At 47.9% G+C, this 18,488-nt stretch carries 12 protein-coding genes; 2 read left to right on the forward strand and 10 right to left on the reverse strand.

The window, feature by feature from the left end; translation table 11 throughout:
• Nucleotides 1–11 precede the first annotated feature (11 nt).
• The gene (locus tag D3P07_RS02530; RefSeq protein ID WP_259391304.1) at nucleotides 12–1,127 is read right to left on the reverse strand and encodes a sensor histidine kinase; all 1,116 of its coding nucleotides are present in this window, start codon (nucleotides 1,125–1,127) and stop codon (nucleotides 12–14) included.
• Nucleotides 1,105–1,815, reverse strand: a complete 711-nt coding sequence (locus D3P07_RS02535) for a response regulator transcription factor (RefSeq protein ID WP_259391305.1) — start codon at nucleotides 1,813–1,815, stop codon at nucleotides 1,105–1,107. The genes D3P07_RS02530 and D3P07_RS02535 overlap by 23 nt, the downstream gene beginning before the upstream one ends.
• A 256-nt stretch (nucleotides 1,816–2,071) precedes the next feature.
• Here D3P07_RS02535 and ilvD point away from each other — a divergent pair, with 256 nt between their 5' ends.
• Nucleotides 2,072–3,757, forward strand: coding sequence for a dihydroxy-acid dehydratase (gene ilvD, locus D3P07_RS02540; RefSeq protein ID WP_119798500.1), 1,686 nt, complete (start codon nucleotides 2,072–2,074; stop codon nucleotides 3,755–3,757).
• Nucleotides 3,758–3,820: 63 nt separating this feature from the next.
• On the opposite strand, the gene D3P07_RS02545 is transcribed toward ilvD, so the two are convergent.
• The 8 genes from D3P07_RS02545 to D3P07_RS02580 all read right to left on the reverse strand — a co-directional run bounded on the left by D3P07_RS02545 (nucleotide 3,821) and on the right by D3P07_RS02580 (nucleotide 17,006).
• Nucleotides 3,821–4,552 (reverse strand): glycerophosphodiester phosphodiesterase, encoded by a 732-nt coding sequence (locus tag D3P07_RS02545; protein ID WP_119798501.1) that lies wholly within the window; start codon nucleotides 4,550–4,552, stop codon nucleotides 3,821–3,823.
• A 36-nt stretch (nucleotides 4,553–4,588) separates the two neighbouring features.
• A complete protein-coding gene (locus tag D3P07_RS02550; RefSeq protein ID WP_259391306.1) occupies nucleotides 4,589–10,774 on the reverse strand; it encodes a CehA/McbA family metallohydrolase in 6,186 nt (2,061 codons plus the stop codon).
• Between the two features lie 111 nt (nucleotides 10,775–10,885).
• Entirely contained in the window at nucleotides 10,886–11,992 is a 1,107-nt protein-coding gene (locus D3P07_RS02555) for an SGNH/GDSL hydrolase family protein (protein WP_119798502.1), read from the reverse strand.
• 44 nt (nucleotides 11,993–12,036) lie between these two features.
• Complete coding sequence (locus D3P07_RS02560; protein WP_119798503.1) at nucleotides 12,037–12,801, reverse strand: Cof-type HAD-IIB family hydrolase; 765 nt, start codon at nucleotides 12,799–12,801, stop codon at nucleotides 12,037–12,039.
• A complete protein-coding gene (locus D3P07_RS02565) occupies nucleotides 12,798–13,634 on the reverse strand; it encodes a carbohydrate ABC transporter permease (protein WP_119798504.1) in 837 nt (278 codons plus the stop codon). The genes D3P07_RS02560 and D3P07_RS02565 overlap by 4 nt, the downstream gene beginning before the upstream one ends.
• Nucleotides 13,635–13,663: 29 nt before the next feature.
• On the reverse strand, nucleotides 13,664–14,599 hold the full coding sequence (locus D3P07_RS02570) for a carbohydrate ABC transporter permease (RefSeq protein WP_119798505.1): 936 nt from the start codon (nucleotides 14,597–14,599) through the stop codon (nucleotides 13,664–13,666).
• A 160-nt stretch (nucleotides 14,600–14,759) separates the two neighbouring features.
• Nucleotides 14,760–16,226, reverse strand: a complete 1,467-nt coding sequence (locus D3P07_RS02575) for an ABC transporter substrate-binding protein (RefSeq protein WP_119798506.1) — start codon at nucleotides 16,224–16,226, stop codon at nucleotides 14,760–14,762.
• Nucleotides 16,227–16,418: 192 nt separating this feature from the next.
• Entirely contained in the window at nucleotides 16,419–17,006 is a 588-nt protein-coding gene (locus tag D3P07_RS02580) for a YdcF family protein (protein WP_119798507.1), read from the reverse strand.
• A 250-nt stretch (nucleotides 17,007–17,256) separates the two neighbouring features.
• Here D3P07_RS02580 and D3P07_RS02585 point away from each other — a divergent pair, with 250 nt between their 5' ends.
• The gene (locus tag D3P07_RS02585; RefSeq protein ID WP_259391307.1) at nucleotides 17,257–18,441 is read left to right on the forward strand and encodes an ROK family transcriptional regulator; all 1,185 of its coding nucleotides are present in this window, start codon (nucleotides 17,257–17,259) and stop codon (nucleotides 18,439–18,441) included.
• Nucleotides 18,442–18,488 lie beyond the last annotated feature (47 nt).

An 18,488-nucleotide genomic window follows, 5' to 3' on the forward strand; every position in this document is an offset into this window, starting at 1 on the left:
TCATCCACATATTACTGCAAGGGCAGGATTACGCGGAAGACGGTACGCTCCGTGTTGCTGTCCGCATCGATGGCTCCGCCGTGCTTCTCGACGATGCTCTTGCTTATCGCAAGGCCCAGGCCGGAGCCGCCTGACCATCTGGTTCTTGACTTGTCGGCCCGATAGAACCGGTCGAAGATATGCGGCAGATCAATCGCCGAGATCGGCTCGCCATAGTTCACGATAGCAACGGAAACCTTGCCTTCCATTAAGGCGATCCATACATCGATGCGCTTGCCCTCACGTCCGTACGACATGGCGTTCGAGATTAGATTCTCGAATACGCGCGCCAGCTTGCCGGCATCCGCTCTCACAGTAATCTGCTTCTCTTCACTGTGCAGCTGACTCACCATGCCCACTTCCTCCAGCGGCATATGGTACTGCACCAACAATTGCCCCAGCATCTCGACCAGATTGATCGGCTCCAGCTTGAGCGCGATCGTATCATGCCTCATTCTCGTATACTCGAACAAGTCATCGATCAGCTCGTGAAGATGCTGCGACTTCTTATACGCGATCGCAATATAATGGCGCAGCTCCACTTCATCGCGATACCGGTCCTGTTCGATAAGACCCAGATAGCCGACCACCGAAGTGAGCGGCGTACGCAGATCATGCGATACATTCGTGATCAATTCGTTTTTCGCTTGCTCCGCACGCCGTTCTTCCTCCAGCGCATGCTGAAGGCGATCTGACAGCCGATTGACGTTGCGGGCAAGCACGCCGAACCCGCTTCTTTGACGGACGGTGATCTGATGGTTCATCTCCAGCTGGCCGTCGGCAATCTGGCGTACCGTATCATTGATTTTGCCGAAGGCGCTGAATTGCACCCACTGAAGAATGAAGAAGCAGACACAGAATAGCAGCACCCATATGAACCACAGCCCCAGCGCATAGGGCAAATCATTGATGAAAAAGACACCCAAATCCCGCAGGAACCAAAACGATCTGAAGTTGCTGGACAGGAAGAGAGCGACGACATATAACAGTGCAACCCCCACCAAAGACAGGATAGCGGCAAAGAAAATATTCAGAAACGACCGGAACACAAGCCGGAAGACGACGTTATCCTTCAATTTTGTAGCCAACCCCCCACACGGTTACAATCAGCTTCTCGCCCAGCTCCTTCTCCAGCTTGTCGCGGAGCTTGCTGATATGCACCATAACCGTATTGTTTGATTCAAAATACTTCTCCTTCCACACCTGTTGGAAAATATCCTCTGCGCTGAACACCCGTCCCGGCTGGCTGGCCAGCAGATGCAGGATGCCGAACTCCGTGGACGTAAGATGCAGCTGTCTGCCGTCTACATTGGCGGAATGGCTCAGCTTGTCAATGCGGAGCGCGCCTAGCCTCAGCTCCTTGCTTTCGCTATCACGGCCTCCGTTGGAGGATTCTGCAGGCTTGCTGTACTGATAAGACCGCCGCAGCAATGAGCGTATTCGGGCAATCAGCTCAAGCGGGTTGAAGGGCTTCGTAATATAATCGTCCGCCCCTGTCATCAGTCCCATAATTTTGTCCATATCGCCGGTTTTAGCGCTGACCATCAGAATCGGCACATGGTGGTCCTTGCGAATTCTCCTGCATACCTCCAGCCCGTCCAGCTTCGGCATCATAATATCGAGAATGACAAGATCGGCAGCCTCCCGCTCGAACGCTTCTATCGCCTGTTCGCCGTCGAATGCTATCTCTGTCTGGAATCCTTCGTTTCTCAAGTAAATTTCGATCAGTTCGGCGATCTCCCGCTCGTCGTCCACGATCAATACGCGACGCTCCACACCATTCATCCTCCTTGATTTTGTTGTTTCTACTATACATGAACGAACGTCGAAACGTAATCGGGAAAGCCGTATTTTCACAAAGCTTAAGTCATTCTTAAGGATTAATTAATGAAGCGACCGGATATTGTCAGCAGTCCCCTTTATATAGCCAACGGTTGTCCGTTATGATAAAATTATGAGTATTCATTATTTTAGGTCATAAGCGCCGGGGCGCATGCAGCGCTCTGGCTATTTTTAAGGAGGTTCTACATTAATGGCGGCCAAAAGAATGCGTTCTGACATGATCAAAAAAGGCTTCGACCGCGCGCCACACCGCAGCTTGCTGCGCGCTGCGGGCGTGAAAGATGAAGACTTCGGCAAACCGTTTATCGCGGTATGCAACTCTTATATCGACATCGTACCAGGCCACGTTCACTTGCAGGAATTCGGCAAACTGGTCAAAGAAGCAATCCGCGAGGCGGGCGGCGTACCATTCGAGTTTAATACCATCGGCGTAGACGACGGCATTGCCATGGGCCATATCGGCATGCGTTATTCCCTTGCCAGCCGCGAGATTATTGCGGACTCCGTAGAGACGGTTGTGAACGCGCACTGGTTCGACGGCATGATCTGTATTCCGAACTGCGACAAAATTACGCCGGGCATGATTCTAGGCGCACTTCGCGTTAACATTCCGACCATGCTTGTCAGCGGCGGACCGATGAAAGCCGGCAAAACATCCGACGGCCGTCCGATCTCCCTCTCCAGCGTATTCGAGGGCGTAGGCGCGCACCAAGCCGGCAAGATCAGCGACGACCAATTGCTTGAGCTTGAGCAATACGGCTGTCCGACTTGCGGCTCCTGCTCCGGCATGTTCACAGCCAACTCCATGAACTGCCTTGCGGAAGCGCTTGGCCTTGCTCTTCCGGGCAACGGCACGATTCTGGCGGTTGCGCCAGAGCGCAAAGAATTCGTTAAGGAAGCTGCTCGCCAGCTGATGAAGCTGATCGATCTTAACCTGAAGCCGCGCGATATCGTAACGAAGGAAGCGATTGACAATGCTTTCGCTGTCGATATGGCGATGGGCGGTTCCACGAACACCGTGCTTCATACATTGGCAATCGCACATGAAGCTGGTATCGAATACCCGATCGAGCGCATTAACGAAGTGGCAGAGCGTGTGCCGCATTTGGCGAAGATCGCGCCAGCATCCGATTATCATATTGAAGATGTACACAATGCGGGCGGCGTAAGCGCCGTATTGAACGAGCTCTTCAAGAAAGAAGGCGCGCTTCACGGCGATACCATGACCGTAACGGGCAAGACGCTGCGCGAGAATGCTGAAGGTTGCGAAGTGAAGGATAACGACGTTATTCGCTCCATTGACAATCCGCATACCGAGCGCGGCGGACTAGCTGTCCTGTTCGGCAACCTTGCACCGAATGGCGCCATTATCAAGACAGGCGCAGTCGACAAGTCGGTTGGCGGCTACCACAAGGGTCCTGCGATCTGCTTCGATTCCCAGGATGAAGCGCTCGCTGGCATCGCTGGCGGCAAGATCAAAGAAGGCCATGTCGTCATTATCCGCTATGAAGGACCAAAAGGCGGCCCAGGCATGCCTGAGATGCTTGCTCCGACTTCCCAAATCGTCGGCATGGGTCTTGGCGCCAAAGTCGCTCTCGTCACGGATGGTCGCTTCTCCGGCGCTTCCCGCGGCATCAGCATCGGCCACGCTTCGCCGGAAGCGGCTGAAGGCGGACCGATCGCATTCGTACGCGACGGCGATATCGTCGAGATCGATATGAACAACCGCACGATGAACCTGATGATCAGCGACGAGGAGTTCGAGCAGCGCCGTGCTGAATGGCCTGGCTTCGAATTAAAGATCAAGCGCGGCTACCTTGCGCGTTACGCTCACCTCGTTACTTCCGCCAGCACAGGCGGCGTTATGAAAATGTAGTTAGGATGTCCAATCAGGAAGAGCAAAGAAAGGGCCCGATGAGGGCCCTTTCTTTTGTTTTAATTAATTATCCAATATCGTTCTTAAAAGACCCGGCTTATTGGTGATCAATCCTGCTACGCCCAAATCTATAAGATTTCTCAGATCTGCTTCTCTATCCACCGTCCAAGGATAAACGGCTTTGCCGGCAGCATTGGCGATCTCCATATAGGATTCGGTGACGAACGGATAATGCGGATGCAATGAAAATACTTCAACACCCGCTTCCTCTTCGAATGTTTTGAAGTCCGCAACCTCTTGATGATAGAGCAAACCAATGCGAATGTCAGGCAATTGTTTTTTAAGCTCCGCCAAGCAGCCATAATGAAACGAGGATACGACTGTACTTCCAATACGGTCCGTTTTGCTTAATACATCCATTAAGCCGCTTACCATACCGGGTGTTCCCGCGGCCTTTATCTCGACATTAAACTGGACATTAGCAGGCACCTTCGTCAATACCTCTTCAAGCAGAGGAACATATTCCCCAGCATATTGATCGCTAAACCAATTGCCGCAATCATAACCTTTCATATCTTCGTAATGAAGATTAGCGATTTCGCCTACACCATTAGTCGTGCGATCTAATGTGTGGTCATGAATAACGACGACCTGCTTATCCTTGGTAAGATGAACGTCCAGCTCGATCATATCGCATTCCTGCTTAACACCTAGCATAAATGCTGCCAATGAATTTTCAGGAGCCTCCGCTGAAGCACCGCGATGTGCGATTACAAGTGGCTTTGCCGCTTTCATTCTGTTCCCTCCATTATAAATAGAATAACGGTGCAGCTACGGCGTAAAGGGAATCCCGCCCGCTGCGTTAATTCTCACCTTATAGCTGGCTGTTTGCCCTTGATAAGAAGCGATAATCGTGACTGCACCTGGACGATGAGCAGTTACAACACCATATTCAGATACAGATGCTGTCTGCGGCTTGCTGCTTGTATACGTTGCACCCTCACTTATCGTGTGCCTTGTTCCATCCTCATAGATTGCGATGAGGGTTAAATTCAAGGCAGCATGCACCTGCATTCGCGGATCCGATCCGCTAAGCTCCAAACGAATCAGCTTCTTATCTGGCTCGTCTTTCTTAATAACAATTAGCTCATAGGATGAAATCAAGCCCTCATACTCTGCTGTGATGAGCACGGTTCCTTCCGACTTCGCCGTTACTGCTCCGCTAGCGCTGATCTCCGCAATATTCGGATCGCTGCTAGCATAGGCAACATTTGTCTCCACCAGTTCACGGCTTCCATCGCTGTACACAGCGGCAGTCGTTGTCTGATCACTCTCTCCAACGACCAGTGTAAGCAGCCCTTCGAGCTCAAGGGCAATCAGGCTCACTGGCTCTTCTTCGTCGCCCTCTGATACGGCTTGCAATACAGGACGTTTAGCCATTATGTCCCATCTCCAAATATCGTTAAAGTCCCACCCTAACTGGTCCGTATACGTTGATGGGTCTTCCACATCAGAAGCTGATAGGCCTAATCCTTTGAGGGTTGTTAATGTACCTTCAGCCACACCTTCCTTATCCACAATCATACCGTCAAATGCATAATTATTTTCAAGCGTTGCAGTGTGCCCCGCAAGAACCCGTCCCATCACACGGTTCGCCATCGTTGGCGCCGTAACCGAAGGGCCAAGGGCAATAACATTTCTGACGGCCGTATCATTATACCCGTAGCCAGTCACTCCGCCCGCATTGCTCGTGATCGCCCGAACGGTTCCAGAGGCATACACGTTTTCTGTTAAGCTGCCCGCGTTCGTAATGCCGATTAATCCGCCGGCCTGACTGACCTGAGCGGTTACATCCGCAGTAGAATAGCTGTTTCTTACGATACCATTGGAATAGCCTACTAAACCTCCAACTGTGCTGGAGCCTGTGATGGAGCCAGTTGAGAGGCTGTTCTCTAGCTCGCCATTGTTTGTGTTCACGAGTATGCCTATTCTGCTCCCGCCAGTGGCGCTGGCGTCTATCATCGCTATATTTTTAATCACTCCGCCATTGAGATGGAATAAGCCGCCGCTCGAAGAATTAAAATGATAGATTTTCTTCCCGTCTCCATCGAAAACACCGGTGAATGAAACCACTTTAAATAGTGACTCCGCCATTTGTCCATCGAAATCCAAATCCTGATCTAACCTATATTTTTCCGAGGGGAAGTCTTCCATCACGCTCAGATCGGCAATGGATTTGATTTTGTAATAACCTGCTTCATCTCTCTCCAATGGCACGGCAGGCTCTCCTGCCTCCTCCGGATTGCTGCTCAATACCGGACGCTTTAAAGCAACACTCCACATCCACACCGACTCAAAATCCCATTTCAGTCTATCGGTATACGTATTAGAGTCTTCAACCTGTAGTTGGGATAGTCCCAGGCCTTTTCTGTTATCGGCAGCGCCAACACTTTCGCCTTCTTTATCCACAAGCATGCCGTCGAATGCATAATTATTCTCAAGCGTTGCGGTATGCCCGGCAAGAACCCGTCCTACCACACGGTTCGCCATAGTCGGCGTCACGACGGAGGGATTAAGAGCAATAACGTTTCTAACAACCGTATCATTGTAGGCGTAGCCCGTCACTCCGCCTGCATTGCTTCTAAGCGCCTGGACGGCTCCCGATGCATACACGTTTTCTGTTAAACTGCCCGAGTTCGTAATGCCGATCAAACCGCCGGCCTGGTTCAGCTGAGCCGTTACATCTGCAGTCGAATAGCTGTTTCTCACGATGCCATTGGAATAGCCCGCTAGGCCGCCCACTGTGCTGGAGCCTGCGATTGAGCCTGTTGTATAGCTATTCTCTATCTTTCCGTTGTTCGTGTTAACGAGAATGCCTATATTACTCCCGCCTGTGACGCTCGCATCTACCATAGCAATGTTCTTAATCGTTCCGCCATTCAGATGGAATAGCCCGCCATTTTCAGAGTTGAAATGAGTTAAAGATTTATGATTTCCATCAAATATGCCAAGGAAAGGCGTCCCCATAAATAAGGGTTCAAATAGCTTCCCTTCAAAATCCAGATCGTTTTCCACTATATAATTTTCATTTGGAAATTCTGAAATCGTCTTTAATTCGCTAATCGAACGAATGATGTAGTATCCATCTTCGTTACGATCCAGCTTCGGCTTTGGAATATGATCCTCGTTAATTTGCTCCACATTGCTTTGCAGCAATGGACGTTTGGCATCTTCATTCCAGATCCAGATCGAATCAAAGTCCCAACCGAGGGTTTCTGCGAAAAATGATGACTGCGTGAATGCTTCTGTACCAACACCCTGTCCTTTTTCATTGTTCGGATCATTCACAGTCACATTCTCACTGCTAACAAACATATTTTCATCCGCATAATTATTGACTAAAGTGGCTGTATCGCCAGCCAACACCCTGCCGACAATTCGATTAGATGCAGTACCTGTAACAACGGAAGGATTTAAGGCCATACTATTTTGAATGACGGTATTGTTATATCCGTATCCGCTGATGCCGCCCGCATTTGATTCTTCTGCTATAACAGCTCCCATAGCATAGACCTGTTCGGTAACGCTGCCCCGGTTTGTAATCCCGATAATGCCGCCGGCTTGCTTGCCTCGTGCATGAACCCGGGCTGTTGAATAACTGTTCTTAACGGTGCCGTTCAAGTAGCCCACAAGACCGCCAACCGTAGAATTGCCTTTAATGGACCCGGTACTGTAGACATATTCCACGATTCCGTCATTCTGATCAACCAGAATCCCAACATTACTCCGGCGAACATCAATGTCAGCATGGATAATCCCTACATTTCGAATCGTCCCTTCATTAATGGCAAAGAGTCCCGCGCCGCCTGAGGAGACAATAACACCTGTAATCGTATGCCCTTGCCCATCAAATGTACCCGTAAATGGGGTTTCATTAGCGCCAATCGCTTCGAAAAACACGCCTCTCCCATCAATGTCCCGTTCTAAAACATAGTGTTTGTCCGGGAACTCATGCATTTTATAAAGTCCCTCTACACTTTTAATTTGATACGGGTTGTCTTCCGATCCCTCACCTAGCATTCCTTCTTTTGCTATCAAAGCATCCGTTAACGGCTCTCTGTCGACTGGGTTATTAACCAATCTTACGAGGATCATATGTTCATCCCCAAACGCAAGCGGGCTGTCGAGTAAGATGATTTGCTCACGTCCGAGATGTTCCAGCGTCGCTTCTTGAATAACCGTTCCTAACACCTGTTCACCCGTATGATCACGTTTTTCAGCGATAACCGTAACTCGTTCAACCGAATTGGGGTAATTTAAAACCCCTACGCCCTTCAAAACGTTATTTTCTACAATCGCGCTTGTTAAGTTCAGATAATTTTCAGGCTGTTCGATCGTAAATGAATCCACTTCTACACCGTCGCTGTTGTAAGCTTTCAAAGTAAGAGACTGATCGTTTGATTCTAAAATAACACCCGTCTGCTTATTCTCATCATAAACGATATGATCCCAGTCAAAGGTTTTGTTATCATAGAACGTTGGACCTGATGAACCAACTGTCACAAAAGTTGTTCCAAGGTTCATCGCGTCTTCCGAAATATCTTTTAAACCGTTTCGTATGGTTGTCCGTTTATACACATGATCATGGCCGCCAATGTACAAACTGACGCCAAGCCGTTCAAATGCCTGAGACAATTTCACTCTCATGATGTTCATACCGGTCTCATCGCCAGATTGTCCGCCATAATAAGGATAATGTCCCATGACGATTTTCCACTTTTTATCCGTTGCCCGCATATCCTTCTCCAGCCAGGACAGCTGCTTGTCGAAGTCCAGCACCGAATTCAGAACCGCAATGTGCATATCGCCGTAATCAAACGAATAATTCGTTTCCCGATAGCTGCCTTCACCGTTTTTCGGCAGGTTGAAGAACCCGGAGAATGCCCCGAATTTCCGTTCCGTCACGCGTTCACGATCCCCGGCTATATGGGCAGATATCAGATCCAGGCTGTTGTTGTATATGTTGTTGAACACATCATCCCATGCATACCTATTGCCGCCAAGCCAGGCCAAGTCTCCGACTTGAATCACAGTCTGTCCGTTCCCATTTTTCTCTCGCAGAACGTCCAGCATATCTTTATAGAGCTGGAAGCTTGCCGGATTTCGATCCGGAACTTCAAGATCCCCCATTACATACATAACGGCATCCCCTGAAGCTGGTGCGGTCCTAAAGCTATAACTGCCGCTCCATGGTCCAGCCGGTGACATGCCATACCGATAGTCATACTTAGTCCCTAAGGCGAGATCGGTTATATTCGCTTCATGGGCTGCAAGCACACGATAGTTGCTCTTGGCAAATGTATCGCCATACGCGACTTGAAAATAAGAGGCTTCCGCTTGCACGGCTTCAGCATAATCCCACGACGCCTCTGACTCAGGTTTATACTGAATATAGGCTGTTTCTAATGCCTTATCGGTCACGACATTTATTCCCACTTCACGTTCATTTGCGCCTACATTTACAATGGGTTGAAATTCATTTAAAATGTTGTCGGCATCCAGATTTTGTTGATCGACCAGCAGCCGGATAAGTTCAACACGCGTATTTCCTTGATTGTCGGTTGCGACATACTTAATGAAATATTCGCCATACATCTCTACCTTGAAATGCTGATCCAGAACGGCTGCTTCTCCCTTATCATTCAAAACGATTGCTTCCACTGGTATAGATTGACCACTGTTATCCGTCGCTGATGCGCCCCGCACTTCTACTTGATCCCCAAGCTCAACGGTGTCCGGATATTGACCATGAACCGTAATTTCAGGTGCATGTACGGTGCCCCTCGTTTCTTCGCCAATCCATATTGGAGCACTAACAGCTTCTTCACCGTCCCCTTGGAAAGCTCTAACGATAAAGTAATCCCCGTCTGCGCTTGCAAAGGTTTCTTCGATTTCGAATGAATTGCTGGCAATATTCCGGTACTCCTTGACGATTTCACCGCTGTTTTTGTACACAACGACTTTATCCAAATGATCGTTGGGATCAGGGTCAATGATCCGCACATAAAGATCAATTGCATGGGTATCGGCTGGAAGGATCGCACCCATCATCTGACCGTTTGCAGAAACCGCCATTTCTAAATGACGATCAAAGGATACATAGGTGCGGTGATTTCGCATCGCCTCGTAAAGACCCTCTCTTGTTAGATGGTCTCCCCACATCCCGGTTACATGGGGTTGAACCATCCCCCAATTTCCTTTGTGCTCGTCCCCGCCAAACACAGGAGATACATGCCAGCCTCGATCTAACGCCTTGGTATAGATTGCAAAATCATTGGAGGATTTGTACTCCATCATATTCAGATTTCTGTCCACATCCCGGTTGTAGTGTCTAAATTCATTGAAACTCCAATTTCCTGACGAGCGCGGATGATTAAATTGAGCAATAGCATCAGGATCTTGGGCAAGTCTGGCGTAGAAGGTGGGCAAATCGTATTTGATATCGCTCCAGCCCCAAGTGCCATCCGCACCTACTCCATGTGTTCTTGCAAACCATGGGGCATTAAATAAGTTGATATGGCCCGCTTCATCATACCAAGTCACTTCCGTACCGGGCAGCGTAATAAATTCGTTATCATGATTGTGAGCATCTGATTGCTCATGCAGCAGCTTGTATTCTTCTGAATAAGAGTCTTGAACATTCGTAATAAAATCACTGCCCGTACTGATGTCATACGTCACGTCGTGTTCCGTCACTGCAAAAAAATCAAAATCTGTGTTAGCCTTCACAAAATTGTAAGCGTCATTAGGCAACAATACCCCATCACTGAGAGAGGTATGGGAATGCATGTGACCTTTGAACAGCGAAGATCCTAAGTACTCCGCTCTATCTTTATTAGAAACAACCTCTTCCTTCTCGGAAGAAGCGGATACCATAATGCCGTAACATAGACTAGCAACTCCAGCAATCAAGCAGACCATTACGATTAAAGGCAGGTTTCTACTATTGGATTTCATCAAGATCCTCTCCTTTGTCGTCTTAAAATGTCATACAGGTGCCTGATAGACAAACAGCCCCTAAACTAAAAAAGGCAGTCTGAAGGCTGTTTCTATCCTCTATCTTGTTACTCACAGTCGCAGCAATGGCTTAATGATAGGTGCAAGCGATTGTGCCATGCGCAAAAATCCGAGGTCAGTTGGATGTATACCATCAACCGTGCAATCATGGATGAAATCATCGCCCAGCAGCTTAAAGCCGTCAACGAAATGGATATTGCGGTCTCCTTCTACCCGCCTCTGTTCCACATTCTCGATTTGAATCTGCCTGCGGCGATCATTAAGCTCCCTTCTCTTCCTATAGAACTGGTCTTCGGCCGTGATAATCCTGGAGACTACTACTATAGGAACTTCGGGATGCCGCTCTCTCAATATTTGAATGAATACAGGGAGCGTTCGTGCGATGTTATCGGCATCGCCCGTATTCCCTTCATAATCAAGAATGAATAGCGCCGGATCATCGATTTCCGACATAATATGCGCGAGCTCCGGCTCGCCTTTTCCATTCCCCGAGAAGCCAAGATTGACGAACTCCACCGGAATCATACGGCTGAGAATATTCGAATAAGCCATACCCGGCCGGGAGGCGCATCCCCCTTGCGTTATCGAAGTGCCATATAGAACAACGGGTCTGCTGCTAGCATAGGCAGGAGCATCGTTTATGACAGCATCCTGATCTACACCGATCCACACCTCTTCTACCCCTTGGTAGAGCGGCAGGTTTAAGGTAACGGCCACATCCTTTTTGGTATCCCACTGATAAAGCTGTGATTCATATTCACTTGCCGTTGGCTGGAATTTAGCCGTGGTGATAAAGCTCATCTCGCCCGGCTCTCCAAGATAGCAATCAATCCCGCATTGTCCTGTAGGCGCCATATGATACATATTAGCCGGTCCGGCAAGACGCACCCTGATGACCAGCCTCGAAGAATTGGTGCGAAAGCGAATTTGTCCCCCTGCCGTACAATAAGCCAGCGTATCAACCGCAGGCGGCAAGACAGCCCCGGAAGCGAGCGGCAGGCGTCTGTAAAGCCCATCCTGCGCAAGCCAAGGGAAGCCCGCGATGTGAAAGGGCGCCTCAAGCGGAGAATGCCAACTCAACTGTTCGCCATTCATGGTCTCCCGGTAGATCGTTTCGCCCAATTGATCTAAATTTATCTCTTTCGATTGAACGTTCATCTATAACTGCTCCCCTCTATCACTACATGCGTCATATGCTGCGTTTACTCGATCTGGAATACATGCTTCCGAATCGCCTGAGCAACGCCGTCCTCGTTGTTGGCAGCCGTGATCACGTCCGCTATGGATTGGATATGCTCTTCTCCGTTGGCCATCGCTACACCGAGTCCTGCCGCCTTCAGCAGCTTCGCGTCGTTTTGGCTGTCCCCTATAGCGATGACATCGGACATAGACAAGCCCAGCAGCTGACAAACCTGGCGCACTCCGCTTTCCTTCGATATGCCTTGCACGGAAATCTCCATATTGACAGGAGCAGAGTGTGTAATCTCAAGCGTTCCCCAACTGAGCAGCTCTTCTTTTATGCCCGCAAGCTTATCCTGGTCGTGGCTGCCGATGCCGAATTTCATCCAATCCCGCTCGAACATCTCCGCTGTCCAGTCCGTGGCGCCTGTCAGGCTTTCTACACTGTAGCCCCAATACCATTCGCCCCGTTCGGCAGCAATGGCGTGAATGCGGCGGATCGTATCGCGAGGAATAAAGACGCGTTTATGAAGTCTGCCAGGCCCTTCCCATATCTCTGCGCCATTGAGCAGCACCATTGGGGAATCGAGACCGAGCTCATCCCAGAAGCCCTTCGCATTTTGCAAGCCTCTTCCGGTAGAAAAGATGACGGTAACTCCATTGTCGACGGCATATTGAATCCACTTTTTGCTCTCTTCCGTAATTTGCTCCCGGTCTGTCAGGAGAGTCCCGTCCAGATCCAATGCCATCAGCTTATACTTCGCTTCTACCTGATGCATGACATTCATCCCTTCACCCCTCCCATTGTTGCGCCTTCCATAAGAAGTTTTTGGAATAGGATATAAATAATAATGGACGGTACCATCGCAATCGTTACCCCGGCAAACAAAGTGACCCAATCCGCCGTAAACTCCATTTGCTTGTTCGCAGAATACATTTGCACCGCAATGGGATATTTCTTAGGATCGCTCAAGTAGATGAACGGCGCTAAGAAATTGTTATAGAACCCTAGGAACTTGAATACGCCAACGGTTACAATTCCCGGTGTAGACAAAGGCACAATAACTCGCCAGAACTTTTGGAATAAGGTGGCGCCATCCATCGTTGCGCTCTCCTCAAGCTCCACCGGCAGAGAGCTCATAAACCCTCCGAGCAGCATAAGGTAGAATACGCTTTCTCCCAGACTGGACAGGAGAATTAACCCGGTCAAGCTATTGGTCAAGCTCAGTTCCCGCATAATGACGTATTGGGGTACAAGCGCATTGATGCCCGGCAGGAACAGAGACAACATAATCAAGCCCCAAATCAGTTTTCTTCCTTTGAATTTCATTCGAGTAAGCGCATAGGCATTAATGGTCGTAAAGAAAAGGCCAAGCACCAGACTTCCGCCAACATAATAAAGGGTATTTAAAAGTGATTGCCCAAAGCCGTATTGATTCCAAGCCTTCGAATAATTCTGCCATCGCAGTTCCGAAGGCAGCGCCCATATATCTTTAAAAAACTCAGGATTGCTTTTTAACGATTCGTAAATAACCCAGACTAGAGGAAATAATATGGTCAGCGCCCAGGCATATAGCACAACACGCCACAGAATGTCCATTAACGTTCGTTTTTCCTTCAAACAGATCCCTCCGAACCCTCATATGGAAACTAATACTCGTAGCCTTTGTTCGGCACAAATTTATCGATTAACAGCTTTGCTGTTACTAATATAGCGAACAGAATCATACCGACTGCCGAAGCGTAGCCGTAATTTCGATACTCTACGCCAAAAGCTAAGTTAAACATGTAGAGGCCGATGACGTCCGTCGACCCGAATGGCCCCCCATTCGTCATAATGAGGATGATTTCGAAGCCCTTCATTGTGCCGACGACGAGGAACAAAGCGCTCACGCGGATAATGGGCGTAACGAGCGGCATTGTTATTTTAAACAAGCGTGTCATATGTCCGGCTCCTTCAAGAATCGCCGCCTCATACAATGACTTTGGAATCCCCAGCATCGCATTGGCAAAGATAATGACGTACAAGCCGACACCGCCCCACACCCATGCCGGGATAATGGCTGCAAGCGCTGTGCTTTCATTGCCCAGCCAATAGAAATTCCCGATATTTATTCCGACGAATTTGAGAAGCCCATTCAGCAAACCGTACGATCCGTCATAAATGAAAGCCCAGAGGAGAGCGACTACGACCGTAGACAACACATTCGGAAAGAAAAACAATACCTTCAAAAATTTATTCTCTCTATACGTTTTATTCGTAATTAAATAGGCAAGGAGCAAGGAGATGATAATCACAAAGAACGGCACGGTTATCATAAAAATCAAGTTGTGGATCAGCGCGCGCCACACATATTTATCTTGGAATGCGGTGATGAAATTGGACAGCCCGACAAACTTGGCATCCGTAAACCCGTCCCAATTGAGCATCGCATAATAGACAGACAGAATGTTCGGAAACAATGTGAAAAGCAAATAACCGCCAAAGGGAGGCACGATGGCTATGAACAGAAAAATCCACTTCTGCGTATTCGCTTTATCCAGCCCCAGCTTGCGCACAGTCTTCACAGCGGTTGAATCAGACACGAGAGGTCAGCTCCTATCTTACTAGACGTTTATAAGTCATTTTCAGCGCGAAGCCTGATGATTCCAGAGGTCAAGGTGAAACAACTGTCGCCGCCCTTATGGCGACCGAGCGTTTCGTTCAGGGGAGAGCGGAGATGAATCCCCGCTCCCTCACGTTTTATTATTTCTTTTCAGCCTCTACAGCCTTCTTCAGCAGCTCTTCAGCTTGCTCCAAAATCGGTTTCGGGTCCTGCATGCCCATAGCAAATTTCGCAATATTCTCATTCATTAATTTTTCCGCTTGAGCAAGATTCGGATCGGAAATGCTGACAGACCGGCTTGCTTTGTAAGTATGAGCCTCATTATCCGCAATGTACTTCAGAACAGATTGGGCAGAGCTGGAAAGCGTAGCCGTTCTGGCGGGATCCTCCGTAAAATCCTTGCGCATAGGCAAAGCGCCTGCTTTTTCGGCAGCAAATTGTTGATTCTCAAGCGTAACCAGCCATGCAATCAATTCTTTGGCCCACTTTTTGTTCAGCTCCGGTTTGGCTGCCCAGATATAGTTGAAGTTTGAGGTCCCGCTGCGAATCCAAAGCTGTTGACTGGTATTATCTCTGAAAGGAACAGCCATGTAGCCCCAGTCGAAATCCGCAGGCGTTGCTTCCTTCATCTCATTCTCAACATGAGTCCCTGTCGATACCATCGCGGCTTGACCCTGGATAACCTGCATTTGCGATTGCGTATGGTTCAATGCCGGAAGTCCTTCTGCAAAATATCCTTGTTGGCCAAGCTCATAGAAGCGCGTCCAGGTTTCAACCGTCTCCGGATTTGTGTATTGCGGCAGACCATAGGTTCTAAAATTTTCGATAAATTCATCGACATGGCCATTGATATCAGCCAGCTCAAAGTTTTTGGCTGTTCCGAAAGCCCAGTTATGGTAGCTTGGATGAATGCCCGGGAACGTAATTGGAGCAATGCCGTCCGCTTTAATGTCTGCTAGTAGTGCTTTAAATTCGTCCCAAGTGTTCGGGTTTTGGTTCCAGCCATGCTCTTCGAATAGTTTTTTATTAAAAAACAATCCGCCAAAGCTGCTCGCTGTCGTAAATTCATACCGTTTCCCATTAATCAACGGCGTTGACTCGTACATGCCGGTCATCATCAGATCCTTGACCTTTTTGTCCGGCACGTCTGGTAGAGGGTATTCCCATATGTCATCCATTGGTTCAAGCTTACCGGCCTCTGCAAGCCCCACAATACCTCCAGACGGCTCTGTATTGAATAGATCAAACATGTCATTATCATTGCCTGCTGAGATCTTGGTAGAAAGAATCGTCTTCATATCAGCTGAAGCCGTGATGTCTACTTTGACATTTGGATACTTGGCTGTGAACGATTCAACTGCATAATCGAACCACTCTCGGCCATAACCTCCTACAAAGAAACCTACCTTTAGCGTGACTTTCTCACTTTTTGACAATCCATTCTCATAAACCTCTGTCTCTGCAGAGACACCATCCGAGCCAACAGGAGTTGTACTTGGGCTAGGCCCGTTCTTTCCGTTGTTGCCGGCGCATGCAGCCAGCATCGTTAGAGATAATATCGCTGCAACCCCCGTACTCATGAATCGTTTCATTTTTCCATTCAACATTTTAGCTCCCCCTTTTAATTAATAAATAAATTGGATTAACTATTTAAGGATAACTATGTTTTGTTAATTACCAATCAAATCAGGGTGAATAAATTGTAAATAAATTATGGATTTGGCCTTTTAAGCCTCACCTCCCATTATTACTTGTAAGCGTTTACAATTTTAATATTATTTACTGGATCATCAGCCCTCTTATCCATCATTTTGATCATGAATGGCTCTCTCAATAATCGGGAGCGTTAACCTGAATGCCCGAATCTCCAAAAAGGTTAATTTGAGCTGAAATACCGCAATGCTTCTTAAGCTTCGATTAGCGCTGAAACCGCCTGCCATCCCAAGACGATGCATAATATACTTCGTGCGGCGAATATGGAATAAATTTGTTATAATTATAAAGGATTCTAGCTGATACTGCGCCATTAATTGCTTGCTAAACATTAAATTCTGAACCGTATTATAGGATTTATCTTCTTCCAATACTCTTTTTTCCGGAACGCCGTTTTCAACTAGATACTTTTTCATCAGCTCTGATTCCGAACGACGCGATCCAACTGCTCCCCCCGATACAATGATATATTTGTGCCCATACTGCCGAAAAAGCTTGCAGGCCTCATCCAGTCTTTCCTTAAGCAAAGGATGTATTCGGCCGTCTTTGGATACATAGCCAAGCACAATAAGCGCATCTGCCTTACCAGGTTTTAACACAACTGCATGCAGCCAGCATACATAAGTGAGCACCGCCATCGCTGCTGCTGCCATGATCCATCCCATTCCTACCATGAATTGCTCCTCTTGACGTCAGTTTGTTTTATTTAATCAAATCAGTTTACAAATTAATCATATCCATTTTTTTCGCGATGTCAATACAATCCTTTGTTTTTTTGGTATTGTGGGATTAAAGGTTCCTTATGCCGGCCTGACTAGCAGCTTTTATTCACTTCGTATTAATGCTAAACTTGAAGCAGAGTATGTATATCATTTATCAAATGTTTTGAAGATCGATTCCTATATAATAGTTGTCGGAAAGAGGATGCATATCGTGAGCGATTCGGTCAAAAAATCCAGCCATATGTTATTAAAATCAATTAATCAGCAAAAAGTTCTTTTTCTCATTTATTCAGAAGGGCCGATCTCTCGCGTAGAGCTTTCAGAAAAGACGGGACTAAGCAGGCAAACCGTAACCAATATCGTGAACCGCCTGTTGGAGGAAAAAATAATCGTAGTAGGAGAGCTTATTGATCTGGAAGCAGGGAGCGGAAGAAAAAGAGTAGGCCTTCATATCAACAGCGGCAGCTTTTATGCCATTGGGCTTGAACTCGCCGGCAAATATATTCGCGGACAAGTGTACAACCTGCATCAAGAAGCCGTCGCATCAGCAGAACGCACGATTAACAAATACGGCTCCGTCGATGTGCTTCTGAAGCTGCTTCATGAAGTCATTGATGAGCTGATCAGTCAAGTGCCTAACACCTCCAAAATAAAAGGCATTGGAATCAGCATACAGGGCCTGGTGGATTCTCAGCATGGCATCGTTCTCCGTACGCCCGGCATAGGTTTTCATCGTCTGCGGCTCAGTCAGCTGCTCGAAGACAAATATCATATTCCTGTGCATATCGAGAACGACGTTAATCTTCTTTCCGTCTACGAGAACATGAACGGCAGCTTGAAAGAATCCAATAACAATATCACCATTAAGTTCGATTATGGTACAGGCGGCGCTATCGTCCATGATAAACAAATTGTAGCGGGATCGAACTTTGTCGCAGGGGAATTCGGACATTATAAAGGGTTTTATGGGGAAGACGCTTATCCTTGCCATTGCGGCAGATCCGGATGCTTAACGACGCTTGCTTCCAGCAGCGGACTAGGCGTGTCGATCAAATGTACGCTGGAGGAGTTCGCAGAAGGCTTAAAAACTGGAGATGCCAAGTTTCTTAGCTTGTATGAAAAAATTGTCGATGGCATCTCGATAGCCCTTGCCAACATAATTACATTCATAAATCCAGACAGCCTGCTTATGACTGGCCGTGTCATACATTCCATCAGTCCCGAGATGTTCAGCGAAATCAAAGCCAGAGTCATGCACCAGCTGCCAGTAACGGTGAATAACGTACAAATGATGTACCTTTATAACAAACCGGATGAAACGAAGCTTGCTGCCGGGTTGGTTATTAAACGCGCCTTTGAAATACCGCTGGATACGTTATCTCTTTAATTTTAGTTTTTCATAATTCCCTGAACTACAAAAAACTGTCCAGCCCG

The organism is Paenibacillus sp. 1011MAR3C5, assembly GCF_003591485.1.
Classification (GTDB): domain Bacteria; phylum Bacillota; class Bacilli; order Paenibacillales; family Paenibacillaceae; genus Pristimantibacillus.